The 18,952-nt window shown below is 71.7% G+C and carries 23 protein-coding genes and 3 tRNA genes; 13 read left to right on the top strand and 13 right to left on the bottom strand.

Annotated elements, in window-relative coordinates; translation table 11 throughout:
• Window positions 1-8: 8 nt before the first annotated feature.
• Complete coding sequence (locus O9K63_RS07295) at window positions 9-1,331, bottom strand: nicotinate phosphoribosyltransferase (protein ID WP_431190370.1); 1,323 nt, start codon at window positions 1,329-1,331, stop codon at window positions 9-11.
• Window positions 1,332-1,346: 15 nt separating this feature from the next.
• On the opposite strand from O9K63_RS07295, the gene clpS reads away from it, so the two are divergent.
• Genes clpS through O9K63_RS07275 form a run of 4 tightly spaced genes read left to right on the top strand, consistent with a single transcriptional unit; the run spans window position 1,347 to window position 3,896 of the window.
• The gene (gene clpS, locus O9K63_RS07290) at window positions 1,347-1,637 is read left to right on the top strand and encodes an ATP-dependent Clp protease adapter ClpS (protein ID WP_277241924.1); all 291 of its coding nucleotides are present in this window, start codon (window positions 1,347-1,349) and stop codon (window positions 1,635-1,637) included.
• A complete protein-coding gene (locus O9K63_RS07285; RefSeq protein WP_277241922.1) occupies window positions 1,637-2,308 on the top strand; it encodes a DUF2017 domain-containing protein in 672 nt (223 codons plus the stop codon). The genes clpS and O9K63_RS07285 overlap by 1 nt, the downstream gene beginning before the upstream one ends.
• A complete protein-coding gene (gene murI, locus O9K63_RS07280) occupies window positions 2,305-3,132 on the top strand; it encodes a glutamate racemase (RefSeq protein ID WP_431190369.1) in 828 nt (275 codons plus the stop codon). The genes O9K63_RS07285 and murI overlap by 4 nt, the downstream gene beginning before the upstream one ends.
• Window positions 3,129-3,896 (top strand): MBL fold metallo-hydrolase, encoded by a 768-nt coding sequence (locus tag O9K63_RS07275; protein WP_277241918.1) that lies wholly within the window; start codon window positions 3,129-3,131, stop codon window positions 3,894-3,896. Before murI ends, O9K63_RS07275 begins: the two co-directional genes overlap by 4 nt.
• A gap of 20 nt (window positions 3,897-3,916) precedes the next feature.
• On the opposite strand, the gene O9K63_RS07270 is transcribed toward O9K63_RS07275, so the two are convergent.
• The 4 genes from O9K63_RS07270 to O9K63_RS07255 are packed head-to-tail and all read right to left on the bottom strand — an operon-like array spanning window position 3,917 to window position 7,756.
• Window positions 3,917-4,726, bottom strand: coding sequence for an ABC transporter ATP-binding protein (locus tag O9K63_RS07270; protein WP_277241917.1), 810 nt, complete (start codon window positions 4,724-4,726; stop codon window positions 3,917-3,919).
• Entirely contained in the window at window positions 4,726-5,736 is a 1,011-nt protein-coding gene (locus O9K63_RS07265) for a FecCD family ABC transporter permease (protein WP_277241915.1), read from the bottom strand. Before O9K63_RS07265 ends, O9K63_RS07270 begins: the two co-directional genes overlap by 1 nt.
• Complete coding sequence (locus tag O9K63_RS07260) at window positions 5,733-6,773, bottom strand: FecCD family ABC transporter permease (protein WP_277241913.1); 1,041 nt, start codon at window positions 6,771-6,773, stop codon at window positions 5,733-5,735. Before O9K63_RS07260 ends, O9K63_RS07265 begins: the two co-directional genes overlap by 4 nt.
• Window positions 6,774-6,775: 2 nt before the next feature.
• Complete coding sequence (locus tag O9K63_RS07255; protein WP_277241911.1) at window positions 6,776-7,756, bottom strand: ABC transporter substrate-binding protein; 981 nt, start codon at window positions 7,754-7,756, stop codon at window positions 6,776-6,778.
• A gap of 152 nt (window positions 7,757-7,908) precedes the next feature.
• Between O9K63_RS07255 and O9K63_RS07250 the strand changes: the two genes are divergently transcribed.
• Window positions 7,909-8,937, top strand: coding sequence for a S66 family peptidase (locus tag O9K63_RS07250; RefSeq protein WP_277241910.1), 1,029 nt, complete (start codon window positions 7,909-7,911; stop codon window positions 8,935-8,937).
• Here the strand turns inward: O9K63_RS07250 and O9K63_RS07245 are convergent.
• The gene (locus O9K63_RS07245) at window positions 8,915-9,775 is read right to left on the bottom strand and encodes an alpha/beta fold hydrolase (protein WP_277241908.1); all 861 of its coding nucleotides are present in this window, start codon (window positions 9,773-9,775) and stop codon (window positions 8,915-8,917) included. The genes O9K63_RS07250 and O9K63_RS07245 overlap by 23 nt on opposite strands.
• A gap of 41 nt (window positions 9,776-9,816) precedes the next feature.
• Between O9K63_RS07245 and rph the strand changes: the two genes are divergently transcribed.
• Together rph and rdgB are read left to right on the top strand one after the other, a co-directional pair.
• Window positions 9,817-10,575, top strand: a complete 759-nt coding sequence (gene rph / locus O9K63_RS07240; protein ID WP_277241906.1) for a ribonuclease PH — start codon at window positions 9,817-9,819, stop codon at window positions 10,573-10,575.
• Window positions 10,572-11,219, top strand: a complete 648-nt coding sequence (gene rdgB, locus O9K63_RS07235; RefSeq protein ID WP_277241904.1) for an RdgB/HAM1 family non-canonical purine NTP pyrophosphatase — start codon at window positions 10,572-10,574, stop codon at window positions 11,217-11,219. Before rph ends, rdgB begins: the two co-directional genes overlap by 4 nt.
• A 67-nt stretch (window positions 11,220-11,286) precedes the next feature.
• Here rdgB and O9K63_RS07230 read toward each other — a convergent pair.
• A tRNA-Leu gene (locus O9K63_RS07230) sits at window positions 11,287-11,369 on the bottom strand.
• Between the two features lie 22 nt (window positions 11,370-11,391).
• Here O9K63_RS07230 and O9K63_RS07225 point away from each other — a divergent pair.
• Both O9K63_RS07225 and O9K63_RS07220 read left to right on the top strand, forming a co-directional pair.
• Window positions 11,392-11,850: an OsmC family protein gene (locus O9K63_RS07225; RefSeq protein WP_277241902.1), complete on the top strand. Its 459-nt coding sequence runs from the start codon at window positions 11,392-11,394 to the stop codon at window positions 11,848-11,850.
• A gap of 88 nt (window positions 11,851-11,938) precedes the next feature.
• A complete protein-coding gene (locus O9K63_RS07220; protein WP_277241900.1) occupies window positions 11,939-13,573 on the top strand; it encodes an HNH endonuclease signature motif containing protein in 1,635 nt (544 codons plus the stop codon).
• A gap of 30 nt (window positions 13,574-13,603) precedes the next feature.
• Here the strand turns inward: O9K63_RS07220 and O9K63_RS07215 are convergent, their stop codons facing one another.
• The 4 genes from O9K63_RS07215 to O9K63_RS07200 are packed head-to-tail and all read right to left on the bottom strand — an operon-like array spanning window position 13,604 to window position 16,145.
• Entirely contained in the window at window positions 13,604-14,368 is a 765-nt protein-coding gene (locus O9K63_RS07215; RefSeq protein WP_277241898.1) for an energy-coupling factor ABC transporter ATP-binding protein, read from the bottom strand.
• Window positions 14,365-15,138, bottom strand: coding sequence for a cobalt ECF transporter T component CbiQ (gene cbiQ / locus O9K63_RS07210; RefSeq protein ID WP_277241896.1), 774 nt, complete (start codon window positions 15,136-15,138; stop codon window positions 14,365-14,367). The genes O9K63_RS07215 and cbiQ overlap by 4 nt, the downstream gene beginning before the upstream one ends.
• Window positions 15,139-15,459 (bottom strand): PDGLE domain-containing protein, encoded by a 321-nt coding sequence (locus O9K63_RS07205; RefSeq protein ID WP_277241894.1) that lies wholly within the window; start codon window positions 15,457-15,459, stop codon window positions 15,139-15,141.
• A complete protein-coding gene (locus O9K63_RS07200; protein ID WP_277241892.1) occupies window positions 15,456-16,145 on the bottom strand; it encodes an energy-coupling factor ABC transporter permease in 690 nt (229 codons plus the stop codon). The genes O9K63_RS07205 and O9K63_RS07200 overlap by 4 nt, the downstream gene beginning before the upstream one ends.
• A gap of 155 nt (window positions 16,146-16,300) precedes the next feature.
• On the opposite strand from O9K63_RS07200, the gene bcp reads away from it, so the two are divergent.
• The 3 genes from bcp to O9K63_RS07185 all read left to right on the top strand — a co-directional run bounded on the left by bcp (window position 16,301) and on the right by O9K63_RS07185 (window position 17,288).
• On the top strand, window positions 16,301-16,771 hold the full coding sequence (gene bcp / locus O9K63_RS07195) for a thioredoxin-dependent thiol peroxidase (protein ID WP_277241890.1): 471 nt from the start codon (window positions 16,301-16,303) through the stop codon (window positions 16,769-16,771).
• Between the two features lie 14 nt (window positions 16,772-16,785).
• On the top strand, window positions 16,786-17,088 hold the full coding sequence (locus O9K63_RS07190; protein ID WP_277241888.1) for a DUF3618 domain-containing protein: 303 nt from the start codon (window positions 16,786-16,788) through the stop codon (window positions 17,086-17,088).
• A 124-nt stretch (window positions 17,089-17,212) separates the two neighbouring features.
• Window positions 17,213-17,288 (top strand) — tRNA-Lys (locus tag O9K63_RS07185).
• Between the two features lie 51 nt (window positions 17,289-17,339).
• Here O9K63_RS07185 and O9K63_RS07180 read toward each other — a convergent pair.
• The gene (locus O9K63_RS07180) at window positions 17,340-18,107 is read right to left on the bottom strand and encodes a copper resistance CopC family protein (RefSeq protein ID WP_277241886.1); all 768 of its coding nucleotides are present in this window, start codon (window positions 18,105-18,107) and stop codon (window positions 17,340-17,342) included.
• Between the two features lie 131 nt (window positions 18,108-18,238).
• Between O9K63_RS07180 and O9K63_RS07175 the strand changes: the two genes are divergently transcribed.
• Window positions 18,239-18,314: transfer RNA gene (locus O9K63_RS07175), tRNA-His, on the top strand.
• A 50-nt stretch (window positions 18,315-18,364) separates the two neighbouring features.
• Here the strand turns inward: O9K63_RS07175 and orn are convergent.
• On the bottom strand, window positions 18,365-18,928 hold the full coding sequence (gene orn, locus O9K63_RS07170; RefSeq protein ID WP_277242281.1) for an oligoribonuclease: 564 nt from the start codon (window positions 18,926-18,928) through the stop codon (window positions 18,365-18,367).
• Window positions 18,929-18,952: the final 24 nt, after the last annotated feature.

Genomic DNA, 18,952 nt, shown 5'->3' with positions numbered 1-18,952 from the left:
AGAGGTCGCTACGGCGTCTCGGTGAGGAAGACGGTGTCGACCGCCGGCTGGCCCTCGCTCAGCTGGTGCGCCGACCGCGGCAGCTCGGCCATCGACGCCTCGTGCCGGGCGCGGGCCGCCTCGAGGGTGCAGTGCTCCCGACCGACGACCTCACCTCCGGCGACGAGCGGGACCAGCAGGTCGCGGTCGTCCCCGTCGTTGTCCGGCTGCTCGCCGATGCCCAGGACCTCCGCCTCGACCACGCCGATCTCGCTGCGGCGGCGCAGGGCGTACTTGCGTCCGCCGATCGACATCTTGTCCTTGCTCTGCTTCGCGACACCGACCATCCGGCCCTCGTCGTCCTCCCGGGCCACCAGCTTGTAGACCATCGACGCGGTCGGGTGCCCCGAGCCGGTGACCACCCGGGTCCCGACGCCGTAGGCGTCGACCGGCGCCGCCGCCAGTGCGGCGATGGCGTACTCGTCGAGGTCGGACGTGACGACGATCCGCGTCTCGGTCGCGCCGAGGGAGTCGAGCTGCTCACGGACCTCGCTGGCCTGGACCACGAGATCACCCGAGTCGAGACGCACCCCACCCAGGGAGGTGCCGGCCACCTCGATGGCCGTGCTCACCCCTTCGGCCACGTCGTAGGTGTCCACGAGGAGGGTGGTGCCGGTGCCGAGGGAGGCCACCTGCGCCTCGAAGGCCTCCCGCTCGCTCTCGTGGAGCAGCGTGAAGGCGTGCGCGGCGGTCCCTCCGGTGGGGACTCCGTACCGACGTCCCGCCTCGAGGTTGGACGTGGAGGCGAACCCGGCGATGTACGCGGCCCGCGCCGCCGAGACCGCGGCCTCGTCGTGGGTGCGGCGGCTGCCCATCTCGATGACCGGGCGGGTGCCCGCCGCACCGGTCATGCGGGAGCCGGCGGAGGCGACGGCCGTGTCGTGGTTGAGGATCGAGAGGATGACCGTCTCGAGGATGACGCCGTGGGCGAAATCGGACTCGACGACGAGGACGGGGGAGTAGGGGAAGTAGGTCTCGCCCTCCGGGTACCCCCACACGTCACCGTTGAAGCGGTAGTCCGCGAGGAAGTCCAGGGTGGTGCCGTCGACCACGTCGCGCTCGCGGAGGTCACTCAGCTCGGCGTCGCCGAAGCGGAAGTTCTCGATCGCATCGAGGACGCGTCCCGTGCCCGCCACGACGCCGTAGCGCCGGCCCGGGGGCAGACGTCGGGCGAAGGTCTCGAAGACGCACTGGCGGGACGCTGCACCGCTGTGCAGCGCGGCCTGCAGCATGGTCAGCTCGTAGTGATCGGTGAGCAGCGCGGTGCTGGGTCGGTTCGTCACGCCAGCCACTCTAGGGTGGAGGGCGTGTCCACCGCCCCAGCCGAGCAGCAGACCGTCGAACCGGACGCCGTCGAATCCGTCGACGTCCCGTGGATCACGTTGGTCTGGAACGATCCGGTCAACCTCATGAGCTACGTGACCTGGGTCTTCCAGACCCATTTCGGGTACTCGAGGACCAAGGCCGAGAAGCTGATGATGGACGTGCACCTCAAGGGCCGCGCCGTCGTCGCGCACGGCCCCAAGGAGCAGATGGAAGCCGATACCGAGGCGCTGCAGGGCTACGGCCTGTGGGCGACCTTCCAGAAGGACGCCTGATGGCCACCGCGTTCCGACCCGACGGGGACCGGCTCGTCGCCGTCCTCGACGAGCGGGAGCGAGCGGTCGTGGTCGGTCTGTGCCAGCAGGTCGCCTCCCTCGTCGCGCCCACGACGCAGGCGAAGGGGGACTCCTCCGACCCCTTCGACGCGATCGTCGCCGGGTTGGGAGGACTGGAAGAACTGACGACCGACACTGCGCCGGACTGGATGGAGGGTGCGGGGGGCGTCGGGGGCCCCGACCGGTCCTTCGGCTCGCTGGAGGACCGTGACCCCGCCCTGGACCGACTCTTCCCCACCGGCCACCTCGAGGACGAGGACGAGGCGGCGGAGTTCCGTCGCTTCACCGAGCAGGGGCTGCGCAGCCGCAAGCACACCAACCTGCTGACGACGGTGCGCACGCTCGACGCGGTCGAGGACGACGAGTGGGTGCTCACCCGGGCGCAGGCCCCTGCGGTGATGATCGCGCTGACCGACGTGCGCCTGGTGATGGGCGAGCGGCTCGGGCTGCGCACGGACGAGGACGCCGAGCGGCTCGAGGAGGTCGCGCAGGACCTCGAGCCGGACGACCCCGCGGTCTTCGCCCTGAGCGTGTACGACTTCCTCACCTGGCTGCAGGAGTCGCTCACCCTGGCGCTCACCAGCGACGTCGACCCGGGGGACGACGAGTGACGGTGGACCCCACGGACGAGTCCGCCCAGCCGATCGGGATCTTCGACTCCGGCTTCGGCGGTCTGACGGTCGCCCGCGCGGTCATCGACCAGCTGCCGAACGAGTCGGTCGCCTACCTCGGTGACACCGCCCGAGCCCCCTACGGGCCCAGGCCGATCGCGCAGACGCGCGAGTTCGCCCTCGAGTGCCTCGACCGGCTCGTCGACCACGGCGTCAAGGTGCTCGTCATCGCCTGCAACACCGCGTCCGCCGCGGTGCTGCACGACGCGCGCGAGCGCTACTCCGTGCCGGTCGTCGAGGTGATCCGCCCCGCCGTGCGACGGGCGGCGCTCGCGACCCGCAACCACCGCATCGGGGTGATCTCCACCGAGGGCACGCACCGCTCCCGCGCCTACCTGGACGCCTTCGCCGCGGCGCCGCGGGCGCAGCTGTTCTCCCAGCCGTGCCCGCGCTTCGTCGAGCTCGTCGAGGCCGGGACCACGTCCGGCCGCGAGGTCCTGGAGGTGGCCCACGAGTACCTCGACCCCCTGCGCGAGGTCGACGTGGACACCCTCGTTCTGGGGTGCACCCACTACCCGCTGCTGACCGGCGTCCTGTCCTACGTCATGGGTGAGGGTGTCACGCTCGTCTCATCTGCCGAGGAGACGGCCAAAGACGTCTACCGTGTCCTTGCGGACCGCGGCCTGCTGCGACCGGACACCTTGCCCGGACCCGGCTACGGGTTCACCACGACGGGGGACCCGGACGAGTTCAGGTCGCTCGCCCGCCGCTTCCTCGGACCCGAGGTGGCGACCGTCATCGGCAACATTGGGGACGAGGCATGAGGCTCACCGTCGTCGGCTGCTCCGGTTCCTTCGCCGGCCCCGACTCGCCGGCGTCGTGCTACCTGGTCACGGCCGAGCACGAGGGCCGCACGTGGCGGCTCGTCCTCGACCTGGGCAACGGCGCGCTCGGTGCGCTGCAGCGGCACACGGCGCTCGCGGACCTCGATGCGGTCGTCCTCTCGCACCTGCACCCCGACCACTGCATCGACGTCACCGGTCTCTACGTCACGCGCACCTTCGACCCCAAGGGTCAGCAGTCGCAGCCCCTCCCGGTGTACGGCCCCGCCGGGACGGCCGAGCGCCTCGTGGCGGCCTACGAGGGCATGGACGAAGGGGGGATGGACGGGGTCCTCGACTTCCGTCGCCTCTCCACGAGCGTCCCCACGCACATCGGGCCCTTCGTGGTGCGCCCCTTCCTCGTCGAGCACCCGGTCGAGGCCTACGGCTTCCGCGTCGAGGCGGACGGGACGGTCCTCGCCTACAGCGGCGACACGGACACCTGCGACCCCCTGGTGCCCCTCTTCGCCGGTGCCGACCTGGCGCTCGTCGACTCGGCCTTCGTCGAGGGCCGCGACGAGGCGCGGGGCATCCACCTCACCGGACGACGCGCCGCGCAGGCCGTCGTCGACGCCGGGGGAGTCGGGCGCCTGATGCTCACCCACATCCCGGCCTGGAACGACCCGCAGGTCTGCCGCGAGCAGGCGGCGGAGATCTGGCCGGGTGAGGTGGAGCTGGCGCGGCCCGGCGCCACCTACGACATCTGAGGTCCAGCGCAGCCCGTGCCTCAGGTGGGTACGATCATCGGTGTCCCGGCCACCGGGTCGGGGACGGTGAGGCACTCCACCCCGAAGACCTGCCGGACGAGGTCGGGTGTGACGATCTCGACGGGGGCGCCCTCGGACACGACCTCGCCATCGCGCATGGCGATGAGGTGGTCGGCGTAGCGGCAGGCCTCGTTGAGGTCGTGGAGGACCATGACGACGGTGATGCCGCGCTCGGCGTTGAGCTCGCGGAGCAGGTTGAGGATCTCGAGGCGGTGCGCCAGGTCCAGGTAGGTCGTCGGCTCGTCGAGCAGGAGGACGGGTGTCTGCTGTGCGAGGACCAGTGCGACCCAGACGCGCTGACGCTGCCCGCCGGAGAGCTCGTCGACGACCCGGTCCGCGAGGGCGGTCGTGCCGGTGGCGGTCATCGCAGCGGTGACCGCGTCCTCGTCCTGCGCCGTCCACCGACCGAACGCGCCGCGGTGGGGGAAGCGGCCCCGGGCGACGAGGTCGCGGACGGTCAGCTGCTCGGGTACGACATTCGCCTGCGGGAGGAGCCCGAGGCTGCGGGCGACCCGGCGGGTGGGCAGCTCGTGGACGGGCTCGCCGTCGAGGAGGACGGCGCCGCTGCTCGGTCGCAGCACCCGACCGACCGACCGCAGCAGGGTGGACTTGCCGCAGCCGTTCGGACCGACGATGGCGGTGACCGCACCGTCGGGCAGGTGCAGGTCGAGGCCGCGCAGGACGGCTCGGTCGCCGTAGCCGACGTGCAGGTCCTGCGCGTGCAGGAGCGGACGCTGCTGGAGGTGCGAGGTGGTCATCGTGGTCGTCATCACGTGCGTCCCATCCGGTGGAGGAGCCAGAGAAGGTAGGGGGCTCCCAGTGCTGCTGTCACCACGCCGGCGGGCAGCGAGGTGGGGGCGAGGAGGTTCTTGCCGATGAGGTCGGCGGCAAGGACGAGCAGGGCGCCGATCAGGGCGGCGGTCGTCAGTGTCGCCGGCGAGGTCGGGCCGACGAGCCGTCGGGCGATGTGCGGGGCTCCGAGGGCCACGAAGGCGATCGGTCCCGAGACCGCGACGGCGACACCGGCCAGGAGCGCGGAGGACATCAGCAGCAGGTGGCGGGTGCGGGTGACCCGCACGCCCGCCCCGACGGCGAGCTCGTCACCGAGCTCGAGCGTCCTCAGGTGGCGCAGGAGCCCGAACGCGAGCGGCAGGGTGATGGCGGCCCCGACGAGGATGGTGCCCACGTGCGTCCACGTCCTGGCGTGCAGGCTGCCCGCGAGCCACACCTCGGCCGCGCCGAGCCGGTCGGCGGGGATGCGTGCGATCGTCAGCGTCACCCCCGCACTGGCGATCGCGTGCAGCCCGATGCCGATGAGGACGAGTCGGGCGCCGGAGCTGTTGCGGTGACCCAGCACCTGGAGGACGGCCGTGGCGACCAAGGCGCCCGCGGCGGCTGCGACGGGCAGCAGCGTGGGGCCGGCCGCGCCGCTGATCGCCAGCACCGTGGCCAGGCTCGCACCGCCGGTCACGCCGACGATGTCGGGCGATGCCAGTGGATTGCGCATGAGCCCCTGCATCAGCGTGCCGGACGCGCCGAGCGTGGCCCCGACGCCGACGGCGACGAGGACCCGGGGCAGGCGCAGCTCACGGACGATGAAGACCTCCCCGGGCTCGGCGAGACCCACGGCGGCCGACACGGCGGAGCCGAGCGACAGGTCGCTGGAACCGAGGGTGAGGGCGATCGCCATCAGGCACAGCACGCCCAGCGCGAGGGACGAGGGGAGGATGATCGAGCGCGGTCGGATCCGACCCACCAGCACGGTCGAGGGAGTGGTCACAGCGCCCCCTTCGCCCGACTGGCGACACGGATCAGGACCGGCGCGCCGATGAGCGCGGTGAGCACGCCCGCCTGGATCTCGGAGGGCCGGGCGACCACCCGGCCGACGATGTCCGCGGCCAGGAGCACGACCGGCCCGAGGAGGGCGGAGGTGATCAGGACGTCCCGGTGGGCGGACCCGACGAGGGCCCTGGCCACGTGCGGGACGATCAGGCCGAGGAAGGCGATGGGACCGGCCAGGGCCACGGCCACGGCGGACAGGCACACCGCCGTGAGGCCGGCCAGCAGACGGACCCGCCCGGGATGCTGCCCCAGGCCGACGGCCGCCTCGTCCCCGAGGGAGAGCGCGTCGAGCGAGCGTGCGAGCAGGGCGGTGGCGAGCAGTCCGACACCGATGATCGGCAGCAGGGGTGGGACCGCAGCCGCGTCCCGGCCGGCCAGCGAGCCGGCGAGCCAGTGGCGCACCTGGTCGGCATCGGCCTGATTGAGGGCGAGCAGCGCCTGGGTCCAGGCCGACAGCAGGAGCGAGACGATGGCCCCGGAGAGGGCCAGTCGCACGGGCGACATCGCGTCCCGGCCCGTGCCCGCGAGGGCGAGGGCGGTGCCGGCGGCGATCCCGCCGCCCAGGAAGGCTGCCCAGACGGTGTACCGGGTGGGCATGTCGAGCACGGCCACGGAGACGACGACGGCGAAGCCGGCGCCGGAGGTGATGCCGAGCAGGGTGGGGGAGGCGAGGGGGTTGCGGGTCGCGCCCTGCAGGAGGACACCGGCGACGGCGAGGCAGAGCCCGGCCACGACCCCGGCGACGGCCCGCGGCAGGCGCAGGTCCCGCACGATCAGGTGGGTCTCGGTGGTGCGTGCCCCGCGGAGTGCGTCGATGACCTCCCCGGGCGGCAGGCGCACCGATCCGATGGCGAAGCTCGCCAGCACAGTGACCACCAGGAGGAGCAGGAGTGCCGCCGGGACGAGGACGACCCTGGCGGCGCCCGGCCGGGGCGCACGTGTGGCCCCACGCACCCCGGCCGGACGCACGGTCACGCTCACTTGTCGGTGAGCAGGTTGCCCTCGAGGTCCTCGAGCATGGCGTTGGCGGCGCCGATGCCACCGCCGAGGTTCCAGTGGCTCTCGTCGACGACCACGACGTCGTCCTGCTTCACGGCGGAGAGGTTCTGCCACAGGTCCGTCGAGGTCCACCGCTCCATCTGCTCGTCGACGCTGGTGGTGCCCTGCTGGGCGTAGTGCTCGGAGGAGACCATCTGGAAGATGACGTCGCCGTCCATGTCGGGGATGCGCTCCTCGGAGATCTCGACGAGCTGCTCGGACGTCTCCCAGTCCTCGACCCGCTGGGCCTTCGGGCGCTCCAGTCCGGCGTCGCGGATGACCGATCCCGGGAAGCCGGTGAGGTAGATGCGCACCTGGTCCGGCATGAAGCGGATGATCGACACCTCCGTGTCGGCCTTGCCGGCCTCGGCGAGGTCCCGGCCGAGCCGGTCGGCTCGCTCCTCGTAGTCGGCAACGATCTGCTTGCCCTCCTCGGGGGCGCAGAGCGCCTCGGCCCAGAGCGAGACGTTCTCCTTCCACGTAACGCCGATGGTCTCCGAGAAGACGGTCGGGGCGATCTTGGACAGCTTGTCGTAGACGGCCTCGTGGCGCAGCTTCGATCCGACGATGAGGTCGGGCTGGAGGGAGGCGATCTTCTCGAGGTCGGGCTCGAGCTCGGTGCCGACGACCTCGGCCTCCTCGACCTCGCGGGGGAGGTACTCGTACCAGTCGTCGGTCCACGGCTCGACCACGCCGACGGGGGTGACGCCGAGCGCCAGGACGGAGTCGGTCTGTCCCTGGCCGAGGGTGACGACCTTCTGCGGAGTGCAGGGCACCTCGGTCGAGCCCATGGCGTGCTCGACCGTCGCGCTCTCCTCGGAAGCACCGGAGCCGGTGGACCCGGGGTCCGCCGTGCCACATGCGGTGAGGAAGAGGGCCAGCGCGGCAGTGGTCGCCAGGGTGCGGGGTCGGCTCGTCATCGAAAGGCTCCAGGGAGTGGGTTCGTCAGGGGCAGGAGGGAGAGTATTACTTAGGTGAGGCTAAGCAAAGTTGTGTCACGTGATGAGACCGCGGAGCCAGTCATCGTCCGGATGCACTCGACGCGGTCGTGTGCACCTGATGGACTGGCGTCGTGGACACCCGCCTGCCCGCCCCCCTTCGCCCCGGTGACACGATCGCGGTCACCGCGCCGAGCTCGGGAGTGGCCCCACCTCTCTGGCCGCGGCTGGACGTGGCGGTCGCCCACCTGCGACGGCGCGGCTTCGAGGTCATCGAGGGCGTCTGCCTGCGGGACCGCGACGACCACCACGTGAGCGCGTCGAAGGCGGCCCGCGCCGACGAGCTCATGGCCCTGCTCGTCGACCCGGACGTCGCCGCGGTGGTGCCGCCGTGGGGTGGTGAGACCGGGATCGACCTGCTGCCGTACCTGGACTTCGACCTGCTCGCCGAGTGCGACCCGTGCTGGTACGTGGGCTTCTCCGACACGACCACGACGATGCTGCCGCTCACCCTGCGTTCCGGCTGGTCGACCCTGCACGGGCTCAACCTCATGGACACGCCCTACGCACCCGCGCCCGGCCTGCTGCACTGGCTGGACGTGGCCACGAGCGAAGGGGGTGAGCTCACCCAGACCGCCGCGACGCACCGCCGCGCAGGTGGCTGGGACGACTACGCCGCCGACCCCGAGGTCGACGAGATGACCCTCACCGAGCCGACGGGGTGGTCGCTCCTGGCCGGCACCTCGGCCACCTTCGCCGGGCCGCTGGTCGGTGGGTGCATCGAGGTGCTCTCACCTCTGGCGGGGACCCCCTTCGCCGACGTGCCGGGGTGGGCCCGGGCGCAGGCCGACCCACCGATCGTGCTGCTCGAGGCGGCGGAGGGCAATGCCTTCGAGATCGCCCGTGCGCTGCACGGGATGCGGCTGGCCGGATGGTTCGACCGGTGCGCCGGCGTCCTCATCGGCCGGACGCCGGCGCCGGACGGGCCGACCCTGACGCAGCACGGGGCCGTGCGTGACGCGCTCGGCGACCTCGACGTGCCCGTGGTCCTCGACGTCGACTTCGGTCACCAGCAGCCGATGATGCCGCTGGTCCTCGGTGCGGGAACCCGGGTCGAGGTGGCCGGTGACGTCCAGCGGATCACCCAGGACCTGACGCGCTGACCTCGGCGTTCTTCAGCACCCACTCGGCGATCCGCTCGCCGATGAGCTCGGGGGAGCGGGCGAAGGAGAAGTGGTTGACCGGCTTCCCCGGGTCGTCCGGCCCCTTGGCGAAGGTGAAGCGCTCCATCTGCGCGGACGGGAGCTTGGCCACGAGCGCGTCGACCGCCGCCGGCGGTGCGAGGTCGTCGCCGTCGAGGTCGACGACCAGCACCGGCAGGCTCACACCACGCAGTGCCGCCTCGATCGGGCGGCGCCCGGGGGCGAGCCGCCCGGTGCGCGCGAAGGCGGCCCACTCCCGGACCAGGGTGCGGGGCTGACGCCCGCCGAACCCGAGCCGGTCGCCGGGCCAGAACCCCCGCGCACTGCTCACCAGCCCCATGAACTGCGTCTGCACGAGCGTCTTCACCCCCTGGTGCGTGCGCCAGAAGGGCGTGCCCGCGCCGATGAGGACGGCCGCGTCCGCGAGCGGCTCGTCCCCCGCCAGGTGGGTCAGCAGGATGTGCCCGCCGAGGGAGTGGCCGAGGACCACGAGGGGACCGTCGTGCTCCCTCCGCACCGCCTCCACGACCCGATGCAGCCAGTCGTGGGCGACCTCGGTGTACCCGTGGTCGTGGTGACGCCCGATGCCCGGTCTCGCCTGGCCCTGACCGGGGTAGTCGGCGACGGCGGCGCCGACACCGGCTCGGGCGAGGTCGTCGACGAAGGGGCCGTAGTATCCGGCCGGGATCCCCATGGCCGGCAGCACGAGCACGAGCGGCCCACCGGAGTCCTTCGCCTCGGCCACGTGGAGCAGGGTGCTGCCCCCGCCGGTCAGGTCGATCCGCGCGCGTGCGTCCATGCCCCGAGGGTACGGACCCGGCCGGTCGTTAGCCTGAGCGCATGACTGACACCACCCCCCGCCATGACGGACGCACCCCCGAGCAGCTGCGCGAGGTGCGCCTCACCCGCAACTGGCTCGACCACGCGGAGGGCTCCGTCCTCGTCGAGTTCGGCAAGACCCGCGTCCTCGTCGCGGCGTCCTTCGAGGCCGGTGTCCCGCGCTGGCTCAAGGGCCAGGGCACCGGATGGGTCACCGCGGAGTACGAGATGCTGCCGCGCAGCACCAACACCCGCAGCGGCCGCGAGTCCCGCAAGGGGAAGGTCGGCGGCCGCACGCACGAGATCTCCCGCCTGATCGGGCGGAGCCTGCGCGCCGTCATCGACACGAAGGCGCTGGGGGAGAACACGATCATCCTCGACTGCGACGTGCTCCAGGCCGACGGTGGTACCCGCACCGCGGCGATCACGGGCGCCTATGTGGCCCTCGCCGACGCGATCGAGGACGCCCGGAGCCGTGGGCTCATCGCAGCGTCCGCCAAGCCCCTCACCGGCTCCATCGCGGCGGTGTCCGTCGGCGTCATCGGCGGGCAGGCCGTCTGCGACCTGGACTACCCGGAGGACTCGACCGCGGAGACCGACATGAACGTCGTGATGACCGGGACCGGTGACTTCGTCGAGGTCCAGGGGACGGCCGAGGGCGCCCCCTTCGACCGGGAGCTCCTGGGTGAGCTGCTCGACCTGGCGACCGCGGGCTGCGCGGACCTCACCGGGAGGCAGCAGGCCGCGCTCGCCGAGACCCCGCGGGAGCGCCGGCCGTGACCCGTCGGGTCGTCCTCGCGACGCACAACGAGCACAAGGTCAAGGAGCTGCGGGAGATCCTGGCCGCTTCCTCGAGCGCTGCGGGGCCGGACCTCGAGATCGTCTCGATGGCGGCCTTCCCGGAGGTCGGCGAGATCCCGGAGACCGAGGTGACCTTCGCCGGCAACGCCCGGCTGAAGGCCGAGCACGTCGCCCGGGCGACGTCGCTCCCTTCGCTCGCTGACGACTCGGGACTCGCGGTGGACGTCCTCGGGGGCGCACCCGGGATCTTCTCCGCCCGGTGGTCCGGGCTGCACGGCGGCGAGGACCTGTCGCGCGCCGAGAAGGACCGCCGCAACCTCCAGCTGCTGCTCGACCAGCTCGCGGACGTGCCGGACGAGCACCGGCAGGCAGCCTTCCGGTGCGCGGCCGCGCTCGCCGTCCCCGGTGGGGCGACGGTCGTGAGCGAAGGGAGCGTCCCGGGTTCCATCGCTCGGGAACCTGTGGGGGAGAAGGGCTTCGGGTACGACCCGATCTTCGTCCCGGACGGGGACACGCGCTCGCTCGCGCAGTACTCGGATGCCGAGAAGAACGCGATCAGCCACCGGGGTCGTGCCTTCCGGGGGATGGTCCCGCTGCTGCGCGAGCATCTCTCCGCTCCCTGAGGAGGTTGCGCAGCAACCGTCTCATCTCCGCTCCCTGAGGAGGTTGCGCAGCAACCGTCTCGAAGGGTGCCGAAGGCGGGACTTGAACCCGCACACCCAATGGGCACGGCATCCTAAGTGCCGCGTGTCTGCCTGTTCCACCACTTCGGCTCGATCAGGCAGTCTAAGCGGGGTGAGCGACCACTCCTTCACGACCTCCCTGCGCTGGGCCGGTTCGACCGGCGCGGGCTACGACGTCTACCCCCGTGAGCACGAGCTGGGGGTGGCTGGCGAGACGGTCCGTGCGAGCAGCGCGGGTGCCTTCCTCGGGGACCCGGATCGGCCCAACCCCGAGCAGCTCCTCGTGGCTGCTGCCAGCAGCTGTCAGCTGCTGTCCTTCCTCGCCGTCGCGTCGCGGGCGCGGCTCGACGTCGTCGACTACCGCGATGAGGCCGTGGGCCACATGCCCGAGGAGAACCGGCCGATGTGGGTGACCCGCATCGTGCTGCGTCCGCACATCACCTTCACCGGCAGCCCTCCGCGCGCCAAGATCGAGCGTCTGGTCGAGGTCGCGCACCGGGAGTGCTTCATCGCCGCCAGCCTGCGGAGCGAGATCGTCATCGAGCCGGTGCTCGTCGGAGTGGGTGACTGACTCGTCCGCGCCATGGAATTTCGTCTGCCCGCTCTCTTGACGGTCGTATCGAACATGTGTTCGAATAGAGTCAGGAAAGGATCTCGTGATGGAGCAGTCGACGCAGCAGGTGGATGGGCCGAGGGAGGGCCTGCCGAGCGCGCTCGCCTCGATTGTGGCGGGCCTGTCTGACAGTGCTGCTGCAGATGTGGAGAGGCTGACGGCGGGGGAGTTGCTGGAGGTCATCGATGCGGCGGAGGCGGTCAAGGCCTCGGCCGCGGCGGTGCAGGCCAGGGCCACCGTCCAGTTCGTGCAGCAGCGTGACGAGGACGCCACGAGCGCTGCCGGGCGGGGTGAGCTGAGTGCACGCGAGGTGACCTGTCGTCGCAGCGCGGCGCGGGCGGAGGTCGCGCTGGCGCGACGGTGCTCACCCTCGCAGGCGGACCGCCACGTGGGTCTCGCCAAGGCACTGGTCTCGGACCTGCCCCGGGTGATGGATGCGTTGTCGCGGGGTGAGGTCAGTGAGTGGCGCGCGACGATCATCGCCCGCGAGACCGCCTGCCTCGACTCGCACGACCGCCGGGAGGCCGATGCCCGCCTGGCGGACGAGCTGTCCCGGCTGGGGGACAAGGCCCTAGGGGATGCAGCCCGACGGGCGTGCATCGACCTGGATCCGGACGCGGTGGTCGAGCGCCGGGCCCGGGCGGCAGCCTCCCGACGCGTGGGCGTGCGACCGGCTCCGGACGGGATGGCCTACCTGAGCGTGCTGGGGCGGATGACCGACGTGGTCGGTGCGCATGCCTCACTGCTGGCCGCGGAGAAGGCCCGGTTCGTGGCCACTGGTGACCCGCGGGTCGATGCCGCCCGCACCTGCGATGACCGGGGTCGAGGCGCGTGGCTGGCCGACACCGCCCTGGAGCGGCTGTCCGGACGAGCCGAAGGGGTAGCGCAACCGGTCGAGGTGGGGCTGGTGATGGATGAGGACGCCCTCTTCCCCGGCCGGGCGGACGCGACCGCTTCCGGTTGCGACAGCGAGGAGGGCGCCGCCGACTCCCGAGAGGGCGGCGGTGGCTCCCGGGAGGACGCCAAGCGGCCGGGGAGGGTGGAGATGCCCGGCTGGGGGCCCGTGCCGACCTCGATGGCCCGCGAGCACCTGCTGCGCCTCCTCGAGGAGGACGTCGACGGGGAGACCGACGGCGTAGGGGACAGGACGGCGGAGCGGGCACAGCGCGTGGGGTTCTGGCTACGCCGGCTCTGGACCGGTCCCGACGGGCGTGACGTGGTCGCGATGGACTCCCGTAGGCGCTTCTTCCACGGCGGACTGAGGCGCCTGCTCGAGCTGCGCGACCCCACGTGTCGCGTGCCGTGGTGCGACGCGCCCGCCCGTCAGATCGACCACGTCACCCCCGTCGCCCACGGCGGAGCGACGAGCGCCGCCAACGGTGCCGGCCTGTGCCAGTGCCACAACCTGGTCAAGGAGGAGCCCGGCTGGACCGTCGAGGTCACCACCACCGGTCTCGATCCCGGCGAGGGCCCACACGAGATCCGCCTGACCACACCCACCGGCCGCATCCACGACTGCCCGGCACCACCCCTCTTCGGAGCCGGGCGCCCTCCACGACCCCGGGCCGTGCCGGGATCGGCTCCCCCTGATCCGGACCGATGGCGCACGGACGATCATCCAGTGCCGGACAGCCGCTCACCCCTCGAAGCCGTCCTCGCGGAGCTCATCCACGCGGCCTGACTGCGGGCCGGGCGTGACTATGGGTCGGTCTCAGTCCGCCCTGGGCGTCGCCGCCGGCACCGACGCGGGGTCGAAGCCGTAGGGCAGCTCGAGCCGGTTGGCGGCCATGAGCTCACGATCACCGAGGATGTCGGCCGTCGGGCCGTCACCGACCACCCGGCCGTCCGAGAGCAGCACGGAGCGCTCGCACAGCTCCAGGGCGTAAGGCAGGTCGTGCGTGACCATGAGGACCGTGACGTCCAGCCCCCGCAGGATGTCGGCGACCTCCCGGCGCGCCGCCGGGTCGAGGTTGCTGCTCGGCTCGTCGAGGACGAGGATCTCCGGCTCCATCGCCAGCACCGTCGCGATCGCCACCCTGCGCCGCTGGCCGAAGGACAGGTGGTGCGGTGGCCGGTCGGCCAGGTCCGACACCTCGACCGCTGCCAGCGCCGAGTCCACCCGGGCGTCGAGCTCAGCGCCGCGCAGGCCGAGGTTACGGGGCCCGAAGGCGACGTCCTGGCGCACCGTCGGCATGAAGAGCTGGTCGTCCGGGTCCTGGAAGACGATCCCCACCCGCCGGCGCACCTCGAGAAGGGAGTCGTCGGCGACCGGCAGGCCCGAGATCGTCACGCTCCCGGAGTCGGGGCGCAGCACGCCGTTCAGGTGGAGCACGAGCGTGGTCTTGCCCGCGCCGTTCGGGCCGAGCAGGGCGACCCGCTCGCGTGGATGCACGTGCAGGTCGACGCCACGCAGCGCCTCGTGCCCGTCCGGGTAGGCGTGCCGGAGCCCGCGCAGCTCGACGACCGGTGTGCTCATGCCCACACCCCCATGCTGATGGCGACCGCCGCGACGAGCGCAGCGACCGTGGGGAGTGCGAGCGCGCGCACCCACGCCACCTCGGGTGCGGACGGTCCGGCACCGAGGTGGAGCTCGCCGGTGTAGCGGCGAGAGAGCATCGCCAGGTGCACCCGCTCGCCGCGCTCGAAGGAGCGGATGAACAGGGCGCCGGCGGAGCCGGCCACCACCGGCCAGGCGGCCAGCGACCTGCCGGCGAAGCCGCGGGACTCCCGGGCGATGCGCATGCGTCGCAGCTCCCCCGTGACGACGTCGAGGTAGCGGATCATGAAGGCGAGTATCTCCACCAGACGTCGTGGCAGCCGCAGCCGGGCCAGGCCACCGACGAGGTCGGTCGCGGAGGTCGTGGCCGCCAGGAGCAGCGATGCCAGGGCGCCCAGCGTCCCCTTCGCCAGCAGTGCCCACGCCCCCCACAGTCCGGCGACGGACAACGACAGCGGACCGACCTGCGTCTGCGGCCCCATCGCGACGAAGGGCATGAGCAGCGCGAAGACGACGAACGGGAGCTCGATCACCAGCCGGGGCAGCAGTACTCGGAACGGGACGGTCGAGATCACGATCGCGGTCAGCAGCCCGACCGCGTGCAGCCCGTAGGCCCAGAAGGCCTCGCGCGGGGTCGCCACGACCGCGCCGACGAAGACGAGGAGCGCGACGACCTTCACGTGGGCGGGCAGCCGGTGCACGACGGAGGTTCCGGCGACGTGCAGGGAGCGGCCGTGGGGGCCGCCCACTCAGTCCTCCGTCGCGTCGGAGTCGCCGCGACGCAGCAGACGCGTGAGGCCGTACATGACGATCCCGACGACGGAGAGGCCGATGACACCGGCCAGCCCGCCGGAGAGGCGAGCGTCCCCGATGCCGCTGATGCCGTAGTCGGCCAGGGGTGAGTCACCGGCCGCGTGCTCGCCGGCGGTCCCGGCGAAGCCGAGGTTCTCGGCGACGCGCTCCAGCCCGTCGGGCGACCCCGACGCGTAGAAGGACACGACCGCGGCGAGGAGCAGGGCGACGACCACGCCGCCGAGGACGACGGCCCGGGTGCTGATCCGGTGCTTCATGCCGGGACCTCCGCTTCACGCCGCACCAGGTCGGCTGGTCGTCGACCGGCGGCTCCACGCACGAGGTCCGGGCGTGCGGTCGTGATGGATCCGACGACGAGGAAGGTGATGACCGCCTCGCCGATCCCGATGAGGGCGTGCCACGACAGCATGGCCGTGGTCAGCGTGTCGAGGGGGATCGGTGCCTGGCCACCGACGGCATACATCCCGACGAAGGCCAGGGCCGTCACCGGCACGGAGACGAAGGCGGCGACGGCGGCGGCGATCGGCACCGAGGCGGTGCGCCGTGGCAGGACCAGGACGACGGCACGGAAGAGCGCCCAGCCCACCCACACCCCGACCACGGCCATGAGGGTGACATTGGTGCCGAGTGCGGTGATGCCGCCGTCGGCGAAGAGCAGCGCCTGCACGACGAGCACGACGGTGATGCACAGGGTCGCCGTCCACGGCCCGACGAGGACCGCGGCGAGTGCCCCGCCGAGCAGGTGCCCGGAGGTGCCGGCGCCCACGGGGAAGTTGAGCATCTGTGCGGCGAAGACGAAGACGGCCGCCATCCCCGCCATCGGGGCGGTCCGGTCGTCGAGCGAGGAGCGACTGCGCCACAGGGCCACCCCGATGCCCGCCGCCGCGATGGCGGCGGTGCCCACCGAGGTGGGCCCGTCGAGGAATCCGTCGGGGACGTGCATCGCAGCATCTCCTCGTCAGTCGGGGCAGGACGCTCCACTATTGCACACGGTTTGCATCTTGCGTCCATCGGTCTCCGGCTGCCCGCGAGGCCCGCGCTGGGATAGGTTTGTCCACGTCCTCCGGCACCGACGCACAGGCAGATTGCGAGGCATTCGTGGGCGAGAGACTCACCCCGGGCGATCCCGCCCCGGACTTCACCCTCCCTGATGACACCGGTACGCCCGTGTCCCTGGGCGACTTCCGCGGCAAGCGGGTCATCGTCTACTTCTACCCGGCGGCGATGACGCCGGGCTGCACGGCCCAGGCCTGCGACTTCAGCGACTCCCTGGAGGCGCTGCGCGCCGTCGACACCGAGGTCATCGGGATCTCGCCGGACGCGCCCGAGAAGCTTGCGAAGTTCCGGGAGCGCGATGGACTGACGATCACACTGCTCTCCGACGCCGACAAGTCCGTCATGAGGGCCTGGGGCGCCTATGGTGAGAAGAAGCTGTACGGCAAGGTCGTCGAGGGGGTCATCCGCTCGACGGTCGTCGTCGGAGAAGATGGTGTGGTCACCCACGCCCGTTACAACGTCAAGGCGACGGGCCACGTTGCCCGTATCCGCCGGGACCTCGGCATCGAGTAAGGACGGAACACCACGTGAGCAACGAGAACCCGAGTATCACCAAGCTCGAGAACGACATCGTCACGACCCGCGACCGACTGGCCCAGACCATCGATGAGCTGAGCGTGCGGGCTGCACCGAAGAACGTCATCGCCCGTCAGAAGGAGTCGCTGAAGTCCTCCTTGGACGGCGCCGTCAGGACCGAGTCCGGCGAGCTGCGGATGGACCGTGTCGCCATGGCCGCGGCGGCCGTGGGCGCGGTCATCGTGCTGAAGATGATCTCCACCAGCCGCAAGCACAAGAAGTGGGAGCGCCAGCGCGTCAAGCGCTCCTGGTGAGCCGTCGCGGCAACTGGCGATGGGGGGTCGGTCCGGCTGGACCGACCCCCCTCGTCGTGCCAAAAGCCGGCTGCTGGCAGCCGATTTCGCACTCGGCCACGACCCTGCTAATGTCTCTCCTCGCGCGCCAATAGCTCAATTGGCAGAGCAGCTGACTCTTAATCAGCGGGTTCGGGGTTCAAGTCCCTGTTGGCGCACCACACGACGAAGGCCCCGGACATCGCGTCCGGGGCCTTCGTGCGTCACGCGGGTCAGCCGCGCGGGGCCTCCTCGTCCTCGGAGTCCCGGCGGCCGCGCACGAGCATCACGAGCCCGCCGATGACCACGACGAGCGCACCCACGGCGAGGGCCCACCACCACGGGGAGGTGCTCTCCTGGGCGGTCTCCTCGCCCGCGTCCTCCTCGGGGGTCGGGGACTCGTCGGTGGCCGTGGCGGTCTCGCTCGGGCTCGACTCCTCCTCCGGGCTCGACTCGTCGGCGGGGGTGGAGGTCTCCTCCGAGGGCGACTCGCTCGAGTCGCCGGCCGGCGACGAGGTCTCCTCCGGCTCGGCGGGCGAGGAGGTCTCCGACGGGGAGTAGGGGGTGGCGTCCGGGTCCTCGTCGACCTGTCCGTCGTTGTCCGCGGGGGCGTAGGTGAAGGTGAAGGTGCCACTCACGGGGTGCCCGTCGGCACTGACCACCTTGTACGTGACCGTGTACTCGCCGGGGTCCATCGTGTACTCGATCGGCTGGTAGACGTTCGACCCGTCGACCTGGGGGTCGCCCTTGGCCACATCGGTGGAGCCGGACTTCACGCTGACCTGGTTCAGGCCCTCCTCGATGGGCTCGTTGAAGCGCAGCATGATCTCCGGGGGCACGGCCGAGAGCGTGGCACCGTCCTGGGGGCTGGACCCCTCCAGGCGGGCGTGTGCGTCCGCCGGTGAGGCGGTGATGACCGTGGCGGCCATGAGGGTCACCGCGGTGAGGATCGCACCCAGGATGCGGGCGAAGGGAGGCAGCGGGTTCGCAGAAGTCGTCACGTGGCCATGGTGCCTGATCGACGGGGGAACCCGTCGGAGGCGGGTGCTCGAGGGCGTCGCAGGCAGGGTGGTCACGAGCACTGCTCCGGAGCAGGTACGATGGTCCGCGCTGCCCAAGACAGGGCGCCGTGGTGGGTATAGCTCAGCTGGTAGAGCATCGCGTTGTGGTCGCGAGGGTCGCGGGTTCAAGTCCCGTTACTCACCCCAGGCAGAAGGCCCCCGGACGAATCGTCCGGGGGCCTTCTCGTGTCGGGGCGTCAGTCGACCTGGTGCTTGGCCGCGATGGTCTTCAGCGCCGCGGTGTCGAGGCCCGGCGGGGGCAGGAAGACCGCCTCGCGGTAGTAGCGCAGCTCGGCGATCGACTCGGTGATGTCGGCGAGCGCCCGGTGGCCGCCGCTCTTCGTCGGGGAGGCGAAGTAGGAGCGCGGGTACCAGCGACGGGCGAGCTCCTTGATGGAGGAGACGTCGATCATCCGGTAGTGGAGGTGCCCCTCCAGGTCGGCCATGTCCCGCTGGAGGAAGGCGCGGTCGGTCGCGACGCTGTTCCCCCCGAGCGGGGCCTTGCCGGCCTCGGGCACGAGCTCCTTGATGTGCGCCAGCACCGCTTCCTCGGCGTCGGTCAGCGACATGCCCTCGGCGAGGACGTCGAGCAGCCCGGAGGTGGTGTGCATGGTGCGCACGAAGTCGTTCATCTGGGTCAGCGCGGCCTCGGGCGGACGGATGACGACATCGATGCCCTCGCCCACCTGCTCCAGCTCGTAGTCGGTGACCAGCGCGGCGACCTCGATGAGCGCATCGTGCTCGAGGGAGAGGCCGGTCATCTCGCAGTCGATCCAGACGATGCG

The sequence above is a fragment of the Janibacter cremeus genome, from assembly GCF_029395675.1.
GTDB lineage: Bacteria > Actinomycetota > Actinomycetes > Actinomycetales > Dermatophilaceae > Janibacter > Janibacter cremeus_A.
This window is presented reverse-complemented; position numbering and strand designations above follow the sequence as displayed.

Excerpts from the sequence above, each read along its gene's own strand:
- O9K63_RS07285 (WP_277241922.1), top strand. The coding sequence starts at position 1,637 with ATGGCCACCGCGTTCCGACCCGACGGGGACCGGCTCGTCGCCGTCCTC.
- O9K63_RS07275 (WP_277241918.1), top strand. The coding sequence starts at position 3,129 with ATGAGGCTCACCGTCGTCGGCTGCTCCGGTTCCTTCGCCGGCCCCGAC.
- O9K63_RS07270 (WP_277241917.1), bottom strand. The coding sequence starts at position 4,726 with ATGACGACCACGATGACCACCTCGCACCTCCAGCAGCGTCCGCTCCTG.
- O9K63_RS07255 (WP_277241911.1), bottom strand. The coding sequence starts at position 7,756 with ATGACGAGCCGACCCCGCACCCTGGCGACCACTGCCGCGCTGGCCCTC.
- O9K63_RS07245 (WP_277241908.1), bottom strand. The coding sequence starts at position 9,775 with ATGGACGCACGCGCGCGGATCGACCTGACCGGCGGGGGCAGCACCCTG.
- rph (WP_277241906.1), top strand. The coding sequence starts at position 9,817 with ATGACTGACACCACCCCCCGCCATGACGGACGCACCCCCGAGCAGCTG.
- O9K63_RS07220 (WP_277241900.1), top strand. The coding sequence starts at position 11,939 with ATGGAGCAGTCGACGCAGCAGGTGGATGGGCCGAGGGAGGGCCTGCCG.
- O9K63_RS07215 (WP_277241898.1), bottom strand. The coding sequence starts at position 14,368 with ATGAGCACACCGGTCGTCGAGCTGCGCGGGCTCCGGCACGCCTACCCG.
- O9K63_RS07205 (WP_277241894.1), bottom strand. The coding sequence starts at position 15,459 with ATGAAGCACCGGATCAGCACCCGGGCCGTCGTCCTCGGCGGCGTGGTC.
- O9K63_RS07200 (WP_277241892.1), bottom strand. The coding sequence starts at position 16,145 with ATGCACGTCCCCGACGGATTCCTCGACGGGCCCACCTCGGTGGGCACC.
- orn (WP_277242281.1), bottom strand. The coding sequence starts at position 18,928 with ATGACCGGCCTCTCCCTCGAGCACGATGCGCTCATCGAGGTCGCCGCG.